The sequence below is a fragment of the Paenisporosarcina sp. P4_B8 genome (assembly GCF_056402175.1).
The window spans coordinates 91,294-108,037 of the sequence record NZ_JBFUHX010000011.1 but is presented as its reverse complement, the minus strand read 5'-3'; the positions used below and the strand labels follow the sequence as shown (position 1 = coordinate 108,037).

At 40.6% G+C, this 16,744-nt stretch carries 19 protein-coding genes and 1 other annotated feature; of the genes, 17 read left to right on the top strand and 2 right to left on the bottom strand.

Translation table 11 applies throughout. The annotated features are described in order from the left end of the window. The first annotated feature begins 6 nt into the window (after positions 1-6). The 14 genes from AC1DSK_RS11940 (at position 7) to AC1DSK_RS11875 (ending at position 12,011) form a co-directional block, all read left to right on the top strand. The gene (locus AC1DSK_RS11940; protein WP_477547552.1) at positions 7-390 is read left to right on the top strand and encodes a 5-carboxymethyl-2-hydroxymuconate Delta-isomerase; all 384 of its coding nucleotides are present in this window, start codon (positions 7-9) and stop codon (positions 388-390) included. Positions 391-492: 102 nt separating this feature from the next. Continuing rightward, on the top strand, positions 493-1,977 hold the full coding sequence (gene hpaB, locus AC1DSK_RS11935; RefSeq protein WP_477532131.1) for a 4-hydroxyphenylacetate 3-monooxygenase, oxygenase component: 1,485 nt from the start codon (positions 493-495) through the stop codon (positions 1,975-1,977). 64 nt (positions 1,978-2,041) lie between these two features. Beyond that, positions 2,042-2,512 (top strand): flavin reductase family protein, encoded by a 471-nt coding sequence (locus tag AC1DSK_RS11930; protein WP_477547646.1) that lies wholly within the window; start codon positions 2,042-2,044, stop codon positions 2,510-2,512. Between the two features lie 38 nt (positions 2,513-2,550). After that, positions 2,551-3,474 carry a 2,4-dihydroxyhept-2-ene-1,7-dioic acid aldolase gene (gene hpaI, locus AC1DSK_RS11925; protein WP_477547551.1) on the top strand — a complete coding sequence of 308 codons (924 nt, stop codon included), beginning with the start codon at positions 2,551-2,553 and terminating at the stop codon, positions 3,472-3,474. 47 nt (positions 3,475-3,521) lie between these two features. Continuing rightward, on the top strand, positions 3,522-5,030 hold the full coding sequence (gene hpaE / locus AC1DSK_RS11920) for a 5-carboxymethyl-2-hydroxymuconate semialdehyde dehydrogenase (RefSeq protein WP_477547550.1): 1,509 nt from the start codon (positions 3,522-3,524) through the stop codon (positions 5,028-5,030). A gap of 21 nt (positions 5,031-5,051) precedes the next feature. Beyond that, complete coding sequence (hpaD, locus tag AC1DSK_RS11915; RefSeq protein ID WP_477547549.1) at positions 5,052-6,035, top strand: 3,4-dihydroxyphenylacetate 2,3-dioxygenase; 984 nt, start codon at positions 5,052-5,054, stop codon at positions 6,033-6,035. Positions 6,036-6,197: 162 nt separating this feature from the next. Further along, a complete protein-coding gene (locus tag AC1DSK_RS11910) occupies positions 6,198-6,674 on the top strand; it encodes a hypothetical protein (RefSeq protein WP_477547548.1) in 477 nt (158 codons plus the stop codon). Beyond that, the gene (locus AC1DSK_RS11905; protein WP_477547547.1) at positions 6,671-7,027 is read left to right on the top strand and encodes a hypothetical protein; all 357 of its coding nucleotides are present in this window, start codon (positions 6,671-6,673) and stop codon (positions 7,025-7,027) included. Before AC1DSK_RS11910 ends, AC1DSK_RS11905 begins: the two co-directional genes overlap by 4 nt. Continuing rightward, positions 7,024-8,307, top strand: coding sequence for a glutathionylspermidine synthase family protein (locus AC1DSK_RS11900; RefSeq protein ID WP_477547546.1), 1,284 nt, complete (start codon positions 7,024-7,026; stop codon positions 8,305-8,307). Before AC1DSK_RS11905 ends, AC1DSK_RS11900 begins: the two co-directional genes overlap by 4 nt. Continuing rightward, positions 8,304-8,729 (top strand): DUF350 domain-containing protein, encoded by a 426-nt coding sequence (locus tag AC1DSK_RS11895; RefSeq protein ID WP_016427246.1) that lies wholly within the window; start codon positions 8,304-8,306, stop codon positions 8,727-8,729. Before AC1DSK_RS11900 ends, AC1DSK_RS11895 begins: the two co-directional genes overlap by 4 nt. A 216-nt stretch (positions 8,730-8,945) precedes the next feature. Continuing rightward, positions 8,946-9,140 (top strand): hypothetical protein, encoded by a 195-nt coding sequence (locus AC1DSK_RS11890; RefSeq protein ID WP_477598237.1) that lies wholly within the window; start codon positions 8,946-8,948, stop codon positions 9,138-9,140. Between the two features lie 382 nt (positions 9,141-9,522). Next, positions 9,523-10,455 (top strand): ABC transporter ATP-binding protein, encoded by a 933-nt coding sequence (locus AC1DSK_RS11885; protein WP_477547544.1) that lies wholly within the window; start codon positions 9,523-9,525, stop codon positions 10,453-10,455. Beyond that, the gene (locus AC1DSK_RS11880; RefSeq protein ID WP_477547543.1) at positions 10,452-11,549 is read left to right on the top strand and encodes an ABC transporter permease; all 1,098 of its coding nucleotides are present in this window, start codon (positions 10,452-10,454) and stop codon (positions 11,547-11,549) included. Before AC1DSK_RS11885 ends, AC1DSK_RS11880 begins: the two co-directional genes overlap by 4 nt. A 27-nt stretch (positions 11,550-11,576) precedes the next feature. Next, a complete protein-coding gene (locus tag AC1DSK_RS11875; protein WP_016427243.1) occupies positions 11,577-12,011 on the top strand; it encodes a DUF6526 family protein in 435 nt (144 codons plus the stop codon). 81 nt (positions 12,012-12,092) lie between these two features. Here the strand turns inward: AC1DSK_RS11875 and AC1DSK_RS11870 are convergent, their stop codons facing one another. Continuing rightward, a complete protein-coding gene (locus AC1DSK_RS11870; RefSeq protein ID WP_477547542.1) occupies positions 12,093-12,515 on the bottom strand; it encodes a VOC family protein in 423 nt (140 codons plus the stop codon). 657 nt (positions 12,516-13,172) lie between these two features. Between AC1DSK_RS11870 and AC1DSK_RS11865 the strand changes: the two genes are divergently transcribed. Further along, positions 13,173-14,015, top strand: a complete 843-nt coding sequence (locus AC1DSK_RS11865) for a hypothetical protein (protein WP_477547541.1) — start codon at positions 13,173-13,175, stop codon at positions 14,013-14,015. A 17-nt stretch (positions 14,016-14,032) separates the two neighbouring features. Here the strand turns inward: AC1DSK_RS11865 and AC1DSK_RS11860 are convergent, their stop codons facing one another. Continuing rightward, positions 14,033-14,635 carry a hypothetical protein gene (locus tag AC1DSK_RS11860; RefSeq protein WP_477547540.1) on the bottom strand — a complete coding sequence of 201 codons (603 nt, stop codon included), beginning with the start codon at positions 14,633-14,635 and terminating at the stop codon, positions 14,033-14,035. Between the two features lie 146 nt (positions 14,636-14,781). Continuing rightward, positions 14,782-14,995, top strand: a binding site (T-box leader). Between the two features lie 47 nt (positions 14,996-15,042). Between AC1DSK_RS11860 and AC1DSK_RS11855 the strand changes: the two genes are divergently transcribed. Beyond that, the gene (locus AC1DSK_RS11855) at positions 15,043-15,546 is read left to right on the top strand and encodes an N-acetyltransferase family protein (RefSeq protein WP_477547539.1); all 504 of its coding nucleotides are present in this window, start codon (positions 15,043-15,045) and stop codon (positions 15,544-15,546) included. 24 nt (positions 15,547-15,570) lie between these two features. After that, on the top strand, positions 15,571-16,383 hold the full coding sequence (locus AC1DSK_RS11850; RefSeq protein ID WP_477547538.1) for a class I SAM-dependent methyltransferase: 813 nt from the start codon (positions 15,571-15,573) through the stop codon (positions 16,381-16,383). Positions 16,384-16,744 lie beyond the last annotated feature (361 nt).

Sequence of the window (16,744 nt, the reverse complement as noted above, 5' to 3'; positions counted from 1 at the left end):
AACCGCATGCCGCATTTTACAGTGGAATATACGGATAATATCAAAAATGAGGCGAATATCGCGCTGCTATTTGAAGAAGTTCATAAAGTCCTCATTTCACGGGACTCCGTTTTCCCTATAGGGGGCATCCGTTCAAGGGCAATTGAATTAAAAGATTACCGGGTTGCTGACGGGGCTGAAGACGACGCTTTTGTCCATGCCGTATTGAAAATAGGAGCAGGACGTTCGGCAGAAGTTAAAAAAGAAGCTTGCGCTGCATTATTTGCCGTATTGAAAAATCATTTTTCGGAACTCATGTCTAAACGTTACATGGCATTGTCGATGGAACTGATCGAATTCAGTGAGGCCGGCACATATAAGCAAAATAATATCCATTCACGATTTAAATAGAAGTCTATGCTCTGATTTATTCATCAATTTAAATATTAATATCAGAAAATTTAAATTACTATCATGGTCAGTATAGATAGAACCGAAATAGGAGGGAATTAAATGGGCGCTCGAACAGGAAAAGAATATATCGAAGGCATAAAAAAACGGAACACAGAAGTGTGGATTCACGGTGAGAAAGTGGAAGACGTCACGACACACCCTGCCTTTAAAAACGTCGTGGAAAGTGTAGCTGGACTATATGATCTGCAACATGAGAAGCCAGAGAAGATGCTTTATACTTCACCGACTTCAGGAAAAAAAGTTGGGCTTTCCTTTATTGCACCGAAAACCAAAGAAGATTTATTTAGAAGACGTGAAATGCATTCCGAATGGGCTGGTTTTTCCGGTGGCATGATGGGACGTTCTCCAGACTATTTAAATACTAGCATTATGGCTTTTGGTACTGCCAGTGAATTTTTCGCACAAGAAGGTGGAGGCAGTAAGCAATTTGCCAAAAATGCCAGAGACTATTATGAATATGCACGTGAAAATGACATCAGCTTAACTCATACATTAATCCACCCACAAGTGAACCGATCGACATTGACTCAATCGGATCAAAAAGATCCTACACTATCCGCACGTATAACCAAAAAGACACCAGACGGAATTATCGTGAACGGTTGCCGCCTGTTGGCCACTTTAGGTGGTATCACTGACGAACTGGTCGTTTTCCCTTCCACTATCAATCGGACTCCAGGAACGACGGACGATCCGTATGCTTTCGCATTTGCTATTCCAAATAATACGGCAGGGCTGAAATTCTTGTCTCGTGAATCATTCGACTATGGGAAGAGCAAATGGGATCATCCGCTCGGTGCCCGTTTTGACGAAAGTGATGCGATCATCTCGTTTGAAGACGTGTTTGTTCCATGGGAAAGAGTATTTGTAAGCGAAAGTACAAACATCTGTAATCGCACGTATACGGAAACGAATGCGGTCATACATATGACGCATCAAGTCATCGCCAAAAACACGGTGAAAACAGAGTTCATTCTCGGTGTGGTCGTCAACATGATGGAAGCAATCGGAATTGACCAGTTCATGCATGTAAAAGAAAAAGCTAGCGAAATCATGGTCATTTTGGAAGTGATGCGTTCTCACCTGTACCGCGCCGAACACAACGCCAAAATCGATCAATATGGCAATATGACACCTGACTTTGAACCGTTGAACGCAGCCCGTAACTGGTACCCGAAAATGTACCAACGCATGAATGAAATCATTAAAATTCTTGGCGCATCCGGCTTGATGGCATTGCCAACAGAAGCAGACTTCAGTAGTACGGATGTCGGAACATTAGTTCATCGTTACACGCAAGGTGCCAACATCAATGGTGAGGAAAAAGTTCAATTATTCCGCTTAGCATGGGATATTTCAATCAGTGCCTTCGGTAACCGCCAAGCACTGTATGAGTACTATTTCTTTGGAGATCCAGTGCGGATGTCAAATGCTTATTACGATCAATTCGACAAGCAACCATATAAAAACATGGTGAACGACTTCCTGAACAGAGCGAAAAAAGAAGCGGGTATTTTATCTTAATCAAATAATAGACTCGTTAAGTTAGTGGAAGGGAGATTAGAATATGCACAACGACGAACATGAAGTGGATGATCGATTGTTTCGTAATGCAATGGGAAGTTTCGCAACGGGTGTCACAGTCATAACGACCGAAGTCGCTGGTGAGGTACATGGCATGACCGCAAATGCGTTCGTGTCGATTTCATTAAACCCGAAACTTATTGCCGTCAGCATTGGTGAAAGAGCTAGAATGCTACAACATATCAAAGAAGCAAAACAATTTGCTGTCAATATCCTGACGTCCAAACAAGTAAATGAGTCCAAGCAATTCTCCGGTCAGTTAAATTTAGAGGATGAAATAACGTTCTCTTCTTATAAAGGACTTCCTGTTCTTCCGGATTCACTGGCAGTTGTGACGTGTAAACTGCATAGCGAATATGTAGCTGGCGATCATACGATTTTTATCGGGCAAGTAACGGGCGTCAAACTGGAACAACATGACCCGTTGCTCTACAGCCAGGGAAAATATCGTGAACTGAAAGAACTTCAGGAATAACATTGACGTACATTAATTCCTTAAAGGAGTAGATGAATTTGGCATACAAAGAAGCGAAAAGAAAATTAAGAGGGTCCATTTGTCCGGTCGTTACCCCGTTTACAGAAGACGGTGCAATTGATGAAAAAGCATTTATTGAGTTAATTAACTGGCAAATTGAAAGTGGCAGTCATGGGATTTCCGTTACGGGAACAAGCGGGGAACCGAGCTCTTTGACAATGGCTGAACGAAAAAGAGTGATGGCCCTTGCAAAAGAAACTATAGACGGCCGTGTCTTTTTCGCGCCTGGAACAGGGTCGACAAACCATGACGAAACAATGGAATTGACAAAGTACGCTGAAGAAATCGGCGCAGATGCTGCGATGGTAATTGTGCCTTATTACAACAGGCCAAATCAGGAAGCCCTTTACCAGCACTTTAAAACAGTCGCTGATTCAGTGACAACACCGATTATCATTTACAATATCCCGGGTCGTTCTGCAGTCAATATGGAAGTAAGCACGATGAAACGTTTAGTGGAAGATTGCCCGAATATCGTCGGTGTAAAAGAAGCGAACAAAGACTTCGAGCATGTCAACCGTGTATTGCTGAACTGCGGCAGAGACTTCCTTTTGTATTCAGGAATTGAACTGCTGTGCTATCCGATGCTTGCCATTGGTGGGGCCGGATTCATCAGCGCAACAGCGAACGTTGAACCGGTGAAAGTGGCCGAATTATACAATGCATGGGAAGCGGGCGACGTAGCAAGATGTCAGGATTTGCACTTCGAATTAATGCCATTAAACGATGTGTTGTTTAAAGATACCAACCCTGGACCTGCAAAAGTAGCGCTTGGCATGATGGGGAAAATCAATCCGAAACTTCGACTGCCTTTAGGATTCCCTTCAGAGGCTCTGAAAAAAGAAGTTCGCGAAACACTCGTCGACCTTGGGAAACTTCCAAAGGAAGCGGCTATAAACTAATAACTTAGTTGATGATCACTACAAACTTAAGAATATAGGTGATAAGTATGGTATCTTCACGAGAAAAAGTGGCGTTTAAACATGAAACGCAAGACAATATCCTACTCTATATCAATGGGGAATTCACTTCTGCTGCTAGTGGCAATACGATAATCAATATGAATCCATTTACAAATGAACAAATCAACGAAGTTGCTGAAGGACAAGCAGAAGACATTTATAAAGCAGTAGCTGCTGCACGTGATGCCTTTGACCATGGTCCTTGGAAGACGATGAAACTTACAAAAAGAATGGAATACATTTATCGGATAGCGGACTTGATTGATGAAGAAGTAGAGAGAATTGCTTACTTGGAAGCGCTCGATACGGGACTTCCAATCAGCCAGACCAAAAAAATGGTTGGCCGTGCTTCGGAAAACTTCCGGTTTTATGCACGCATGGTGGAAAGCCGCCTCGTCGGCGATGCCTATCAAGTGGACGATGAATTTATCAATTATACAATCAACACGCCTGTTGGTGTAGCAGGGTTAATCACTCCGTGGAATGCACCATTTATGCTGGAAACATGGAAAGTGGCTCCAGCACTGGCAACCGGCAACACGGTTGTGTTGAAGCCAGCAGAACTGTCGCCACTGTCGGCGAACTTGTTAGCTGAAATCATTCATAAAGCAGACCTGCCAAAAGGTGTCTTCAACGTGGTTCATGGCTATGGAGAGACAGCGGGGGATGCGCTCGTTAAGCATCCTGAAGTTCAACTGATTTCATTTACCGGGGAGACAAAAACCGGCTCGACTATTATTAAAAATAGTGCTGATACTTTGAAAAGCTGTTCGATGGAACTAGGTGGGAAGTCACCGATTATCGTCTTTGATGACGCTGACTTTGAGCGGGCAATGGATGCATGCGTCTGGGGAATTTATTCCTTTAACGGGGAAAGATGTACCGCGAACTCCCGCTTGTTTGTTCAGGAATCCATAAAAGATGAATTTATTGAAGCGCTGAAAAAACGTGTAGCAAAAATCAAGATGGGAGATCCACTAGAAGCCGACACAGAAGTGGGGCCCTTAATCGATAAAGGTCATTATCAAAAAGTAAAAAGCTACTTGGATATTGCCAAAGAAGAAGGCGCGGAAGTCATTACGGCAGTTATCCCTGAAGAAATGGCAAAAGGGAATTTTGTTGCGCCGACTCTACTGTTGAATGCAGAGAATCATATGCGCATCGCCCAGGAAGAAATTTTCGGACCGGTACTGACTGTCATGACATTTAAGGATGAAGAAGAAGCTATTAAACTGGCTAACGATATCAATTACGGGCTGGCAGGATATGTATGGACAAATGACATCAAACGTGGTCACCGTGTAGCGCATAAAGTGGAAGCTGGCATGTTATGGGTGAACGCTCAAAATGTGCGTGATTTAAGAACTCCATTTGGAGGCTCGAAGTATTCGGGAATCGGTCGTGAAGGCGGACATTACGGTTTCGAATTTTATACCGAGCAGAAAATTATTCATGTTTCCATAACCGATCATCATATTCAACAATTCGGAAAATAACGGCAGAGGGGGGTGACCACAATGGATTTTTCTATCATTCGAATCGCGAGGACAGTTCTTCATGTAACCAATTTACAGGCTTCCCGTGAGTTTTACGTCAATGGTTTAGGCATGATTGAAACAGAAAGTGATGACCAGCATATTTACTTAAGAGGTCTCGAAGAACATGCTCATCATAGTCTTTTATTAAAACAAGCAGAAAAAGCAATGGTGGAAGTACTCAGTTACAAGGTGGCGAAAGAACAGGATCTTGACGAAATCGAAAAGCTCTTTACATCCAAAGGATTGAAAACAAAATGGATGCCTTCCGGAACGCAGCATGCGATCGGAAGAACACTGCGTGTGCATGATAACTCTGGAATTCCATTGGAGTTTTTTGCTGAAATGAAGACAACCGATCGCATGCTCCAACGCTATGACTTATACCGCGGAGCGAAAATTCAACGGATTGACCACGTTAATTGCGCAGTGCCTGACGTTCAAAGAGCTTATGATTTCTACGTTGACCACTTAGGCTTCTCCTGTTCAGAATATACGGAAACTGAAAATGGTGACTTGTGGGCAGCGTGGCTTTACCGCAAGCCAACCGTTCATGACCATGCATTCATGAGTGGTCCAGGACCAAAACTTCATCATTTTGCATACTCTCTGACAGACCGAATCAGCATTCTTGATTGTTGTGACGTCCTTGCCAGTATGGGCTATGCACAATCCATTGAACGAGGTCCAGGACGTCATGGCTTGTCAAATGCATTCTTCCTATACTTGAGAGATCCGGATGGCCATCGTATTGAACTTTACACCGGTGATTACTTAACTACCGACCCAGACTTGAAGCCGAAACGCTGGGATTTGAATGATCCACTTCGTCAGACATTTTGGGGACACGAAGCTCCAGACCGCTGGTTCAATGAAACGAGTTCGTTTATTGATATTGAGACTGGCGAGGAAATCTCTTACAAAGAACCGGTTTTGGAACAAAGAAAACCAGAAATTATGGCTTGAGTGTATGTAATTGATTGATTGCTTAAAAAGTCAGCGAACTCCTTTTTTTCAAGGATTTCGCTTTTTTCTTTTTTCCTGTTATACAATGGAAGCTGACGACTTTTGTTTTAATGAAACCAATGAAGATGAGATTCGTATATGTATTAATAGGTTTGTGAAAGGATGGATGAAAAAGTGAATACGTCACTTGAATACCGTTTATATGACCGTACCAGTTCATATAAACCTTTATTTCACTATGAAGTGATAGATTTACATCAAGTTCTTGCGCGCAGAGAATGCGATTTTTATGTGAAAGAAGGAATAGTCTATAAACAGACATCATCTGCTATTGAAGGCGAATGGCATGTAATTTATGTAGAAAAGCAAAAAGAAGGCGAAAAGGAAAAAGAAGAATTCAATCTTAACAATACGTTGAAATTGGAAATGCGTAGATTTAATGAAAGAGAAAACTATCCACTCCTGCAAACGCTGGAGTTCGAACACCACATTGACATTCTTTCCCGAATCGGTTCCGTTTACCACTATATAAATGGTCAGGAGTGGGAAAAAGATTCCGCGGAAATCGATGAAGATCGTCGTGTCTATGTTCTTTACCTAATAGAGACCGGATATAAAATGGAGGGACTCAATAAATGAATAAGACAAAAAAATTGATGGTAGGCGTAGCGACGTCGGTTATGGCCATAGGGTTGACCGGTTGCGGCCAAGATGAATACGAATCTAATACCACATTGCCACCTGAACCTACTGAGTACGATTGCGATGACTGGGAATGGGATGAAAACGAAGCAACCTACTATTGTGACGATAGCAGATCCTCACATTTTGGTGCATATTATCTTTTCGGCAACATGTTCAGTAACAAATCTGCGTTAAGAAAATCACCACATTATTCGACTAACTTCAATAACTACAAAAACACACAAAGCAGTACAAGTGGCTATAAATCAGGAATCGGCAGTGGCTCCAAAGGAGGATCTGGCGGGTGAGTGATCCACTATTTCATTTGGATAGACAAAAAGTATATGAACAAGTTCCTTACTTTTTCCCGGACTTATACGAAGTAGAATATGCTTTATTGGATATTCGGAAACACTCACATGCTGAATTACAGGAAATCAGAACAGCGGCGGAACGAGTTGGGGCAATATTCAGAAAAGCGGTTCCTCTATTAAGGGAACTAGATGATAATACGCTCCTACAACTTGGTTTTCCAATTGAAGCTCTAACATATTGTCGCTTGAAAACAATTCCCCAAGAAACCATTATTGGCCGTCTTGATTTTGTAGTTTCACATTCTGGAATCAAACTGATGGAATTCAATTCCGATACCCCGACGTTTATCAAGGAAGCTTTTCAGGCGAACGAGTATGTATGTAATTACTATGGAGTTGAAAATCCGAATAAATCATGCGTGGACTTGTTACGTAAAGAAATGAGGAAAGCTGTTGCCGCTTCCTGGAAGCATTTAGACCGTCCTGGTACGCCTAAGATCGTCTTCACTTCCCATGGTGACAATATAGAAGATCTATGGACGACACGTTTCTTACAGGAACACCTTGATTTGCCATCAGAATACGTTAGTCTGGACCAGCTTCAAGTACTGACGGAACCTGTGGAGGTGAATGGGGTTATCACGGATTCTGGCCTTTTTACGCCAAGTGGGGAACGGATCGACATTTTATACCGACAAACGTACCCGGTCGAACATTTAGTGAATGACAAAGACCCAACGACCGACGAGAACATTGGGCAGGAACTGATCAAACTCATTATTGAGAAAAAAGTGATGGTCATCAATCCTCCTTCTGCTTTTTTATTGCAATCAAAGGCAGTCCAGGCACTTATATGGGGCTTACATGAGGATGACCAGTATTTCACCGCTGAAGAACATCAAGTGATTGAGCAATACTTTTTACCAACTTATTTGGAACCTGATGAATTCTTAAAAATGAATATGCCCTATGTCCGAAAGCCCTCTTTTGGACGTGAAGGCGATACGGTAGAAATATTCAACGGAGCTGGCGAAACCATTGACGAAGAGCCCCAGAAAACTTACGTCGATAATTTACCAGTCTATCAAGCTTTCTATCCATTGCCAGAAACAGAAGTCCAGACGACTTCTGGCAGAAAACAGGTCCATTTGATGTATGGCTGCTTTTTGCTAAATGATCAAGCGGGAGCAATTGGTATACGTGCAGGTGGGGCAATAACGAATAACTTATCATATTTTTTACCGATTGGCATAGAAGATAGATTGAAGGGATGATAACGATGATGGAATACATTACAGGAGAAACTGTTGGAAACTTTTTAGCACACTTTGGAGTTGGCGTCTTGCTCATGCTTTTGGGGCTTACCGTTTTTGCTTTTACCACAAAGTTTTCTGAGTTGAAATTGATTAAAGAAGGCAATATTGCAGTGGCTTTAAAATTGTGGGGGAAAGCAATTGGTCTGGGCATTGTCATCTATACCGTATGGGCTGGGAGCGTGAATTTGCTTGATGCCTTTATCTGGGGTCTGGTGGGTATTGCGACTCAAGTAATCGCATACTGGATTGTGGAATATGGACTCACGCCAAAAACAGACTTGGCGAAAGAAGTGGAAAATGGTAATTTAGCCATTGGATTCAGTTTGTTTTCGATTTCTATCGTTGTAGGATTGCTTGTTGCAGCAAGTTTGACATATTGACAATACCCCTTTGAACTTTAAAATAGTTCAAAGGGTTTTTTTATGTTCATCACTATAGTGCTAGAAAAATGTGAAAAATAATTATTTTTGCTAGAAACAAAATAATGCAGGATTTCTGTCCCTTTATTCAGAATATACTAATTTAAATTCTTGCATCTTCAAGTAGCAAGCATGCCTTCCTTTATATTATTTTCCGTTTTCACAAGTTCGACTTTCATGGCCATTGTGTTCTTTTTAGTAACAGGTGAAGGTAACGTTGTACGATTTGTAACCCTTGCCTTTCTGGTATTGCAATTATCTTCAACGGGTTCGAACTTGCCAATTCCTATATTACCAGAGTATTTACAAGCACTTAGCCGATTCTTGCCATTGACGTATTCAAATGCGGGCTTTAAGTCCATCATTTCATAAGGGGATACAAGTTTCTTATTGGCAAATGTCTTCGTACTGTCCTTCTTCTTGATTGGTTTTGCTGTCTTAATGTTGGTAGCATTCCTCTTCTTCTATAAAAAGGGGCATGCGCAAGTTGCAGTATCGGTTTAATAATTGATTGAATTACTGAGACATTAAATGCATATAAATTGATAAAAGCACAGCGATTGCTGTGCTTTTATCAGCGTGTAATAAGTCGTCTATGTTTCAGAAAGTGAGGAATATATGATGAATCTTCAATCAGTTATCATGGAGGAAGCCAATTGAAAACGCGAAAACGAACAAACGTTCTGTTGTGAGGGATCTTGCATTTTATAAGCAAAATTCAAAATTGGATACGAACTCGATAGGGGAGTGAACAATGCAAAATCAGACGGAAACGATGATTGAAGTAAAAAATTTAGTGAAGAAATATGGAAGTTTTACAGCTGTTAATGCTATTGATTTTTCCGTAAAAAAAGGAGAAATTTTCGGACTTCTCGGACCCAATGGTGCAGGAAAATCGACCACTTTAGAAATGATGGTTGGGCTTCGAAAAACTGATGGGGGAACAGCGATTATCGGAGGATTTGATATTGCAAAAGACTTGTTAAAAGTAAAAGAAGTCATCGGAATCCAGCTTCAATCAACCACATTGTTTGAATTACTTACCGTTGAAGAAATTTTGAGGTTGTATGCAAGTTTTTATCAAAAAAATGTCTCGATTCCCGAGTTGATAGAGGATATGGTATTAACGGAGAAAACAAAGAGTCGTATCAAGACTCTATCGGGGGGGCAAAAACAACGACTAGCAATTGCGCTTGCCCTCGTGCATGATCCTTGGATTCTATTTTTGGATGAACCGACAACTGGACTTGATCCTCAGGCAAGAAGGACGCTTTGGGATATCGTATTGAAATTAAAAGAAAAAGGAAAGACCACTGTTTTAACCACCCATTACATGGATGAAGCGCAAGTTCTTTGTGATCGGATTGCCATTATGGATCAAGGGAATCTGATTGCTTTAGATACTCCTTCAGGTCTCATACAAGGTTTAGAGTCTGATAGTGCAGTAGAATTTCAGTATGAAGGGAATTTCATGACAGAAGAGCTTGAAACGCTTGATGGGGTGAAGCAAGTTGGGAAGCATAAGGATACCTATGTACTTTATACCGATAATCTGCAAGAGACCTTGATTAGCTTGATTCAACTTACATCTGAAAAACAGATCCAATTGATCAATCTTCAGACCAGAACTTCGACCTTGGAAGATGTCTTTATACATATGACAGGAAGGAGTCTGAGAGAAGAATGAAAGCTTATTTACAATTAACGCTATCACAATTACGAATATTTTTTCGCAATCGCCAAGTTCTTTTCTGGACGCTTGCATTCCCTATTTTTCTAATGGTTATGCTCGGTTCTTTTTTAGGAGACGGCAATGGGGTTTCAGTCTCGATCGGTGTAGTGGATCAGGACCAAACACCACTTTCAAAAGAATTCTCAAATACGATGGGTAAGATTGAAACAGTTAATCTTGAAATTATCCACAATAAAGATAAAGCACTTGAGCAAGTAAAAAAAGGAAATCTTCAACTCGTTGTTGTGATTCCTCAAGGGTATGAGAAAAAAATGAAGGCAGCTTCAAACACAACGCCGTTTGAGCTACCGTTATATTACAACGAAACCGACGTCGCGGTTTCGCAAATAGGTTTAACTATTGTCAATAGTGTCGTGGATGGGATTAGTAAGGAAAAAGCAAAGTACTCGCCAGTCATTGTGACTCATGCAAGTGGTATTGAAGCCTTAGACTTAAAGTATATTGATTTCTTGGTGCCAGGAATTCTGGCCATGATGATTATGAGCAACAACATGAATGGCGTAGCAGGTCAGATTGCCGCATGGAGAGAGCGCGGGATTTTGCGAAGAATGCAAGGTACCACGTTAAAAGCATCCACTTTTATCGCTGCTCAAATTACAGCCAGATTACTGCTGAACGGCATGCAAGCACTTATCGTATTAGGAGTGGCTCACCTTATTTACGGAACCCAAGTAAACGGGTCTTGGCTTAGTTTAATAACATTCGTTATTTTAGGGACACTTGCTTTTATGGCGATAGGCTTCATCATTGCAGGGGTGGCTAAAACACCTGAAAGCGCCGGACCGATTGCAGGATTTTTATCCTTTCCCATGTTGTTTTTAGGAGGCGTATTTTTCCCAATTCGCGAAATGCCAGAATTTCTTCAGCCGATTGTTAACGTTTTACCGATCTCTCATTTAAGCCATGCATTACGGGAGACGATGAATGTTGGGACTTCGTTTATGGAACTTGGTGCGGATGCTCTAATATTAGGCTGTTGGTTAGTTGGTGCTTTCATCATGGCTAGTTATACATTTAAATGGGAATAAGAATTAATGATTATGAAGGAGATACTGATGGAAAATCAAAATTACAAAACACATGTAAAAGTAGACCCGCTTTATCATTATGTACTGTCGTTATTATTAGTTGCGACTTTGGTCGTGTCGATAATCAATGTGGTCCGCTCATTTAATGCAGGGGAAAACATCTTGCAATCTATTCTATTGTTACTTATGGTTGTGTGTATTATTATTGTCGCAATTCTGGTAAGAATGAGCCCATTAAAAAACCAAGATCGAACAATTCGAGCAGAAGAAAACCTGCGCCATTTTGTGTTAACAGGTAAATTATTAGATTCAAATCTAAGTAACGGTCAAATTATTGCCTTGCGTTTTGCCGGTGAACAAGAGTTTCCAACTCTTTGTGAACGTGCAGTCAATGAAAACCTGTCCCCAGATGATATAAAGAAAGCGATTGTTTCTTGGAAAGCAGACCATAACAGAATTTAGAAATGAGTTGAAACCCCGTTGAACATTATTCAACGGGGTTTCTATTTGGATTTTTGTATTTAATTAATAGATAGGAGGTATTTACATGCCACCATTGCCATAGTTGAACTGCCATTCGATTCCAAACTTATCTTTCACACTGCCGTAACATTTACTCCAGAACGTTTCCTGTAAATCCATGCCTACAGTTCCGCCTGTTTTCAGTTGATCAAACAGTGATTTGATTTCGTCCAGATCCTCACTGACTATTGCTAGGCTAATGTTATTTCCTTCAACGAAGGGCATACCAGGGAATGTATCAGAAAACATGACGACACTGCCACACATGTTTAAACGTGTGTGCATAATAAGGTTTTTAGCTTCTTCAGGCAATGGATACTCTTCATTTGGCGGCATTTCACCAAATGTCATTATTTTTGGTTCTTCTGTTTTAAATACCTGCGCATAATACTCTACAGCTTCCCGACAATTCCCGTTAAAATTCAAATAAACTTCAATAGCCATTCATGTCACTCCTCTAGTTTTAATAGTGTTTTAATATTTTGAAAATAGTCCAACACTATTGTAAGTATACCACTATGCGTTTTATCCATATAGACTGACTAATTAAAACGGCTATGATAAATGTTGCTGTTGATATTCCATAAAACAGCTACGCTTTCCTAGTGCGAGCGCCAAGAGTCCTCGGCGCTTCGAAAACCAGTACTCCTGTTTCTGTTTCTGTTTCTGCATCGCTGCGCTAGCTTCGAAACATGAAAGAGCGTTGGAACGGTAATCAACCATATAGTTTAACTGTGCCAAAAACAAAAAATGTAATTCCAATTAGAAAATTACATGCCTATTGTGCTTTAAATCATCTATTCTGAAACACTTAATTTTTTCACATATGATACTACTTGTAGGCAGTGTTGAGAATTGTTTCGATATGAGTTTCCAACTCTGCATTTGGTAATGTCATGCTCTATGAGCATGCAATCATTGCAAGAGCTATTGTCTCAGCATTAGTTGCAGGCCTACTGAAGCAAATTGCATAATAAGAACATTTTATGTAACAGGAAAGAGATAACCCATTATTTCCTTTTTTGTTTTCCATAAAATGCAGGATTAACCAGTTTATTCATCGAACAAATGTAAAAGGACGAAGATAGGGGGAAGAGTTCAATGGGGGATGTTGAATTGAAAGAAGCTTATGGTTCATATGAAATACCATGTGAAATCCATCAATTGTTCCAACTAGAAGAAGAATTCTCTAAAAAAGGACTTTCACTTGGTCAAATTGGTTTTCAGCCAATCGACCAATTAGCACCGTATCCAATTACGCCACCTGATTTGATTGCGTTTGCTAGCACTGGTGGTGGGGGTATTCATTTCGGTTTTTTGACTGATTTTCATTCCATATCTCATTTAAACGAAGCACCAATTGTTTGTGTAACACCAACTAATGATCCGCCTCTTCGATACATGGCACGCAATATTCGGGAGTTTTTAGACTTGGCCTTTTCCGTTCCATATGCAGAGATGCTAGAAACCATATGGATGTTTGAGGATGAAAAACAACTAATTGAACTGATCGAGGAATTCGAGGTGTATTCCAGTAAATGGCATAAAGAACGAGAGTATATCCTTATGCGTTGCCGTGAGGTTTTTGGCACTAATAAACTAGACGTGGTCAGTTATTTACATGAAGTGAAAAAAGAAAGAGCCGAGTCTATCCATATGACTACTTTAGATGGACTCGGCGCGGCAGATCGAAATTCGGCAACGACTTCGAAAACGAGCTTTACTTTTTCTGAAGATCGAAAGTGTGATGAAAAAGAAATAGAACGAATGCGACTATTTTTGATTCAAGCCAATGAATCGGAAAAGCTGGCATTCGTCCGTGGCGCGAATTATTGGTATATCGTGACTTCTGGCTATGATGAAGCGGTATGGGAATTGATACAGGAATTGCTGACATCAATGGGGCTGCACGATGAGGCAGAACATGTTGCAGAAAGATGTTAATTGTCTTTAAATCGTGATTACTTCTTGCTCCAGATGTTTTGATAAAGATTGCTTACGGTAATTTTCATCGATTCTTCTTCACCCGGAATATTACCATCAGCTTCTTGGACATCTGTCGGGCCAATATAAAACCCAAATTCATCGCCGTCTCTAAAATTGATCCCACTCGTACCTAAAGTGTAGTTTTCATAGGTCTTACCATCAATTTCTGTAGACATTTTTGCAGACATTTCGGATGTGAATGTGTTTCCATTTATCACGGCATGATGAATTCCTGAGATTAGTGAAGCTCCATTCTGCGAATATGTTCCACTTGATCTGAAAATAATTTCATACACACCATCATGATCAGACGTTCGAATGTGGGTCACATAAATGCGGTGAGTTCCATCATTGTACAAATCTTTTCCAAGATTACTTTCCAAATTGGTGAGATCTACGGTTAGTGAGTAGGTTCCTTTGACAGTGTGACCTTTTTCATCATGATATTTCTTCGTGTCGCCAACAATAAACGGCATGCCTGTTGTCCATGTGCCCAGTAGACCTGACATCCATATAAATAAAAAGGTGCTGACTAAAAGGCTTACTGCCAGTAGAGATTTAATTTTACTGATTTTCATTATTTTCTTACCACCCTTCGAACTCCTATTTAAGTGTACGCAGGAAAAGACTGGAAGGTTTCGTTGTTTTGGAATTATTGATTTTCTAAAAAACCTCTTGACTAAATATTTCAACAATTGTATCATTAAGAAAATTTTCCCATAAAGTAAACTCAGAGATTAAGATTATTAAGGAATATTTATTGCTCAGAGAGCTGTCGGTCGGTGAAAGACAGTCAATAAACTCCCCAACTCGCTTATGAGAGGTCAGGCTGACATGTAGGTCTGAACGGTTCACTTCCGATAAAGTCTTAAGAAGGTTTGTTCAGTTTGCAAACCAATAAGAGTGGTACCACGAAGGGTAAACCTGTCGTCTCTTTTGAGCGATGGGTTTTTTTGCGTCTAAATCAAGGGAAGGAAAGATGAAGATGAAAATCAGAGAAGCTAACGTTACGGATGCAGACGGTATCGCACGTGTGCATGTGGATTGCTGGAGAACTACTTATAAAGACATCGTCCCAGAAGAGTTTTTGAATAAACTCTCCTATGAAAATCGTACCCAGCTGTGGATTCAAAATATTTCAAACGAAACTAATTATGTGTTCGTAGCTGAACGGGACGGGAAAATCGTTGGTTTTACTGATGGTGGAAAAGAAAAGTCAGGAGAATATCCAGGTTATATGGCTGATATTACGACGCTTTATATCTTGGAAGAATTTCAAGGCTTAGGAATGGGCAGGCAATTGCTGCAACAAGTCTTTTTGAAACTTAAGGAAAATAATATGACATCCGCGCTCGTATGGGTATTGGAAGATAATCCTGCAAAATATTTCTACGAAGCAATGGGTGCCAAAGTCATTGAAAACCAAAAAGACATTACAATTGGCGGCAAACAGTTAAATTTAATAGGGTATGGTTGGAGAAACATATAAGAGATTAAAAAAGGGGATTTGAAAATGAGTAAAATTATTGAGTACTATTCCAAGTTTGATGAATGGGGAAGACTTGACCGAGAGCCATTAGAGTTTCAGATTAATTGGCATTTCATTCAGAAATATATGCCGGCAACAGGCAGTGTGCTGGATAACGGAGCGGGCCCTGGAAAATACGCCATGAGGTTGGCACACCAAGGGTATGAAGTGACATTGACGGATTTAGTTCCTAGATTGGTTGAAGTTGCTCAAGATAAAGCAATAGAAATGGATCTAGATGCACACTTTAAAGGTTTTCACGTGGTCGACGCCAGAGATCTGTCTGTTTTAGCTGATGAGAAGTTTGATGCTGCACTTGCGCTTGGACCGATGTACCATTTGCAAAAAGAAGATGACCGACAAAAAGCGATTCAGGAACTGTACCGCGTGACCAAACAGGACGGTATTGTGTTTGTTGCCTTTATGCCAAGAAGCAAGCATGTCCTGACCTCTTTAATGGATCCTTGGAACTGGAGTCCAAACGATAAGATGGATGCGATAGTGGAATTCATGAAGACCGGTGAGTTTAATCATAGCGATGAAGGCCGGTTTACGGGAGCATATTACTTTAATGTAGAGGATATTAAACCATTTATGGAGTCCCAAGGGTTTGAGACGTTGGATTTGATTGGATCGACCAATATTGGAACGCTTTTGACGAGCGAACAATGGGATTATTGGAGAAATCGTGGGGATGAAGAGTTCAATCAGTTGCTGGAGCTTCTGAAAGAAACAGCGAGTAATCCGCATATGCTAGGCGTTTCTTCGCATTTGCTTTATATAGGGAAGAAGAAATAGTAAGTAATAAATTGTGGGAAATCGCGTATTAAAAAAGGTTCCATTGGCTCCTCTAACTACGAACATACGTATGTTATAATAGCAAGGTAATAGAATAGGTACTCAAGGGTGGTTGGCTCACTCCCGTTAGAAAGGGGGTGGTGCCATGTCAGTATTCGAAGCATTAATGTTTGCATTATCGTTCGCAGCATTGATTGTGTCAATTCTGTCTTTTAACCATAAAAAATAACCCATCCTTGAGTTAGCCGCTCAGATGGGTTATTCCTACCATTTTGTAGCCAATCCCCTTGATGGGAACCTGCTATTACGTCGATCGTTGGTGTTAGCGCACCAGCGATCTTTTTTATTTTACTCATATCTT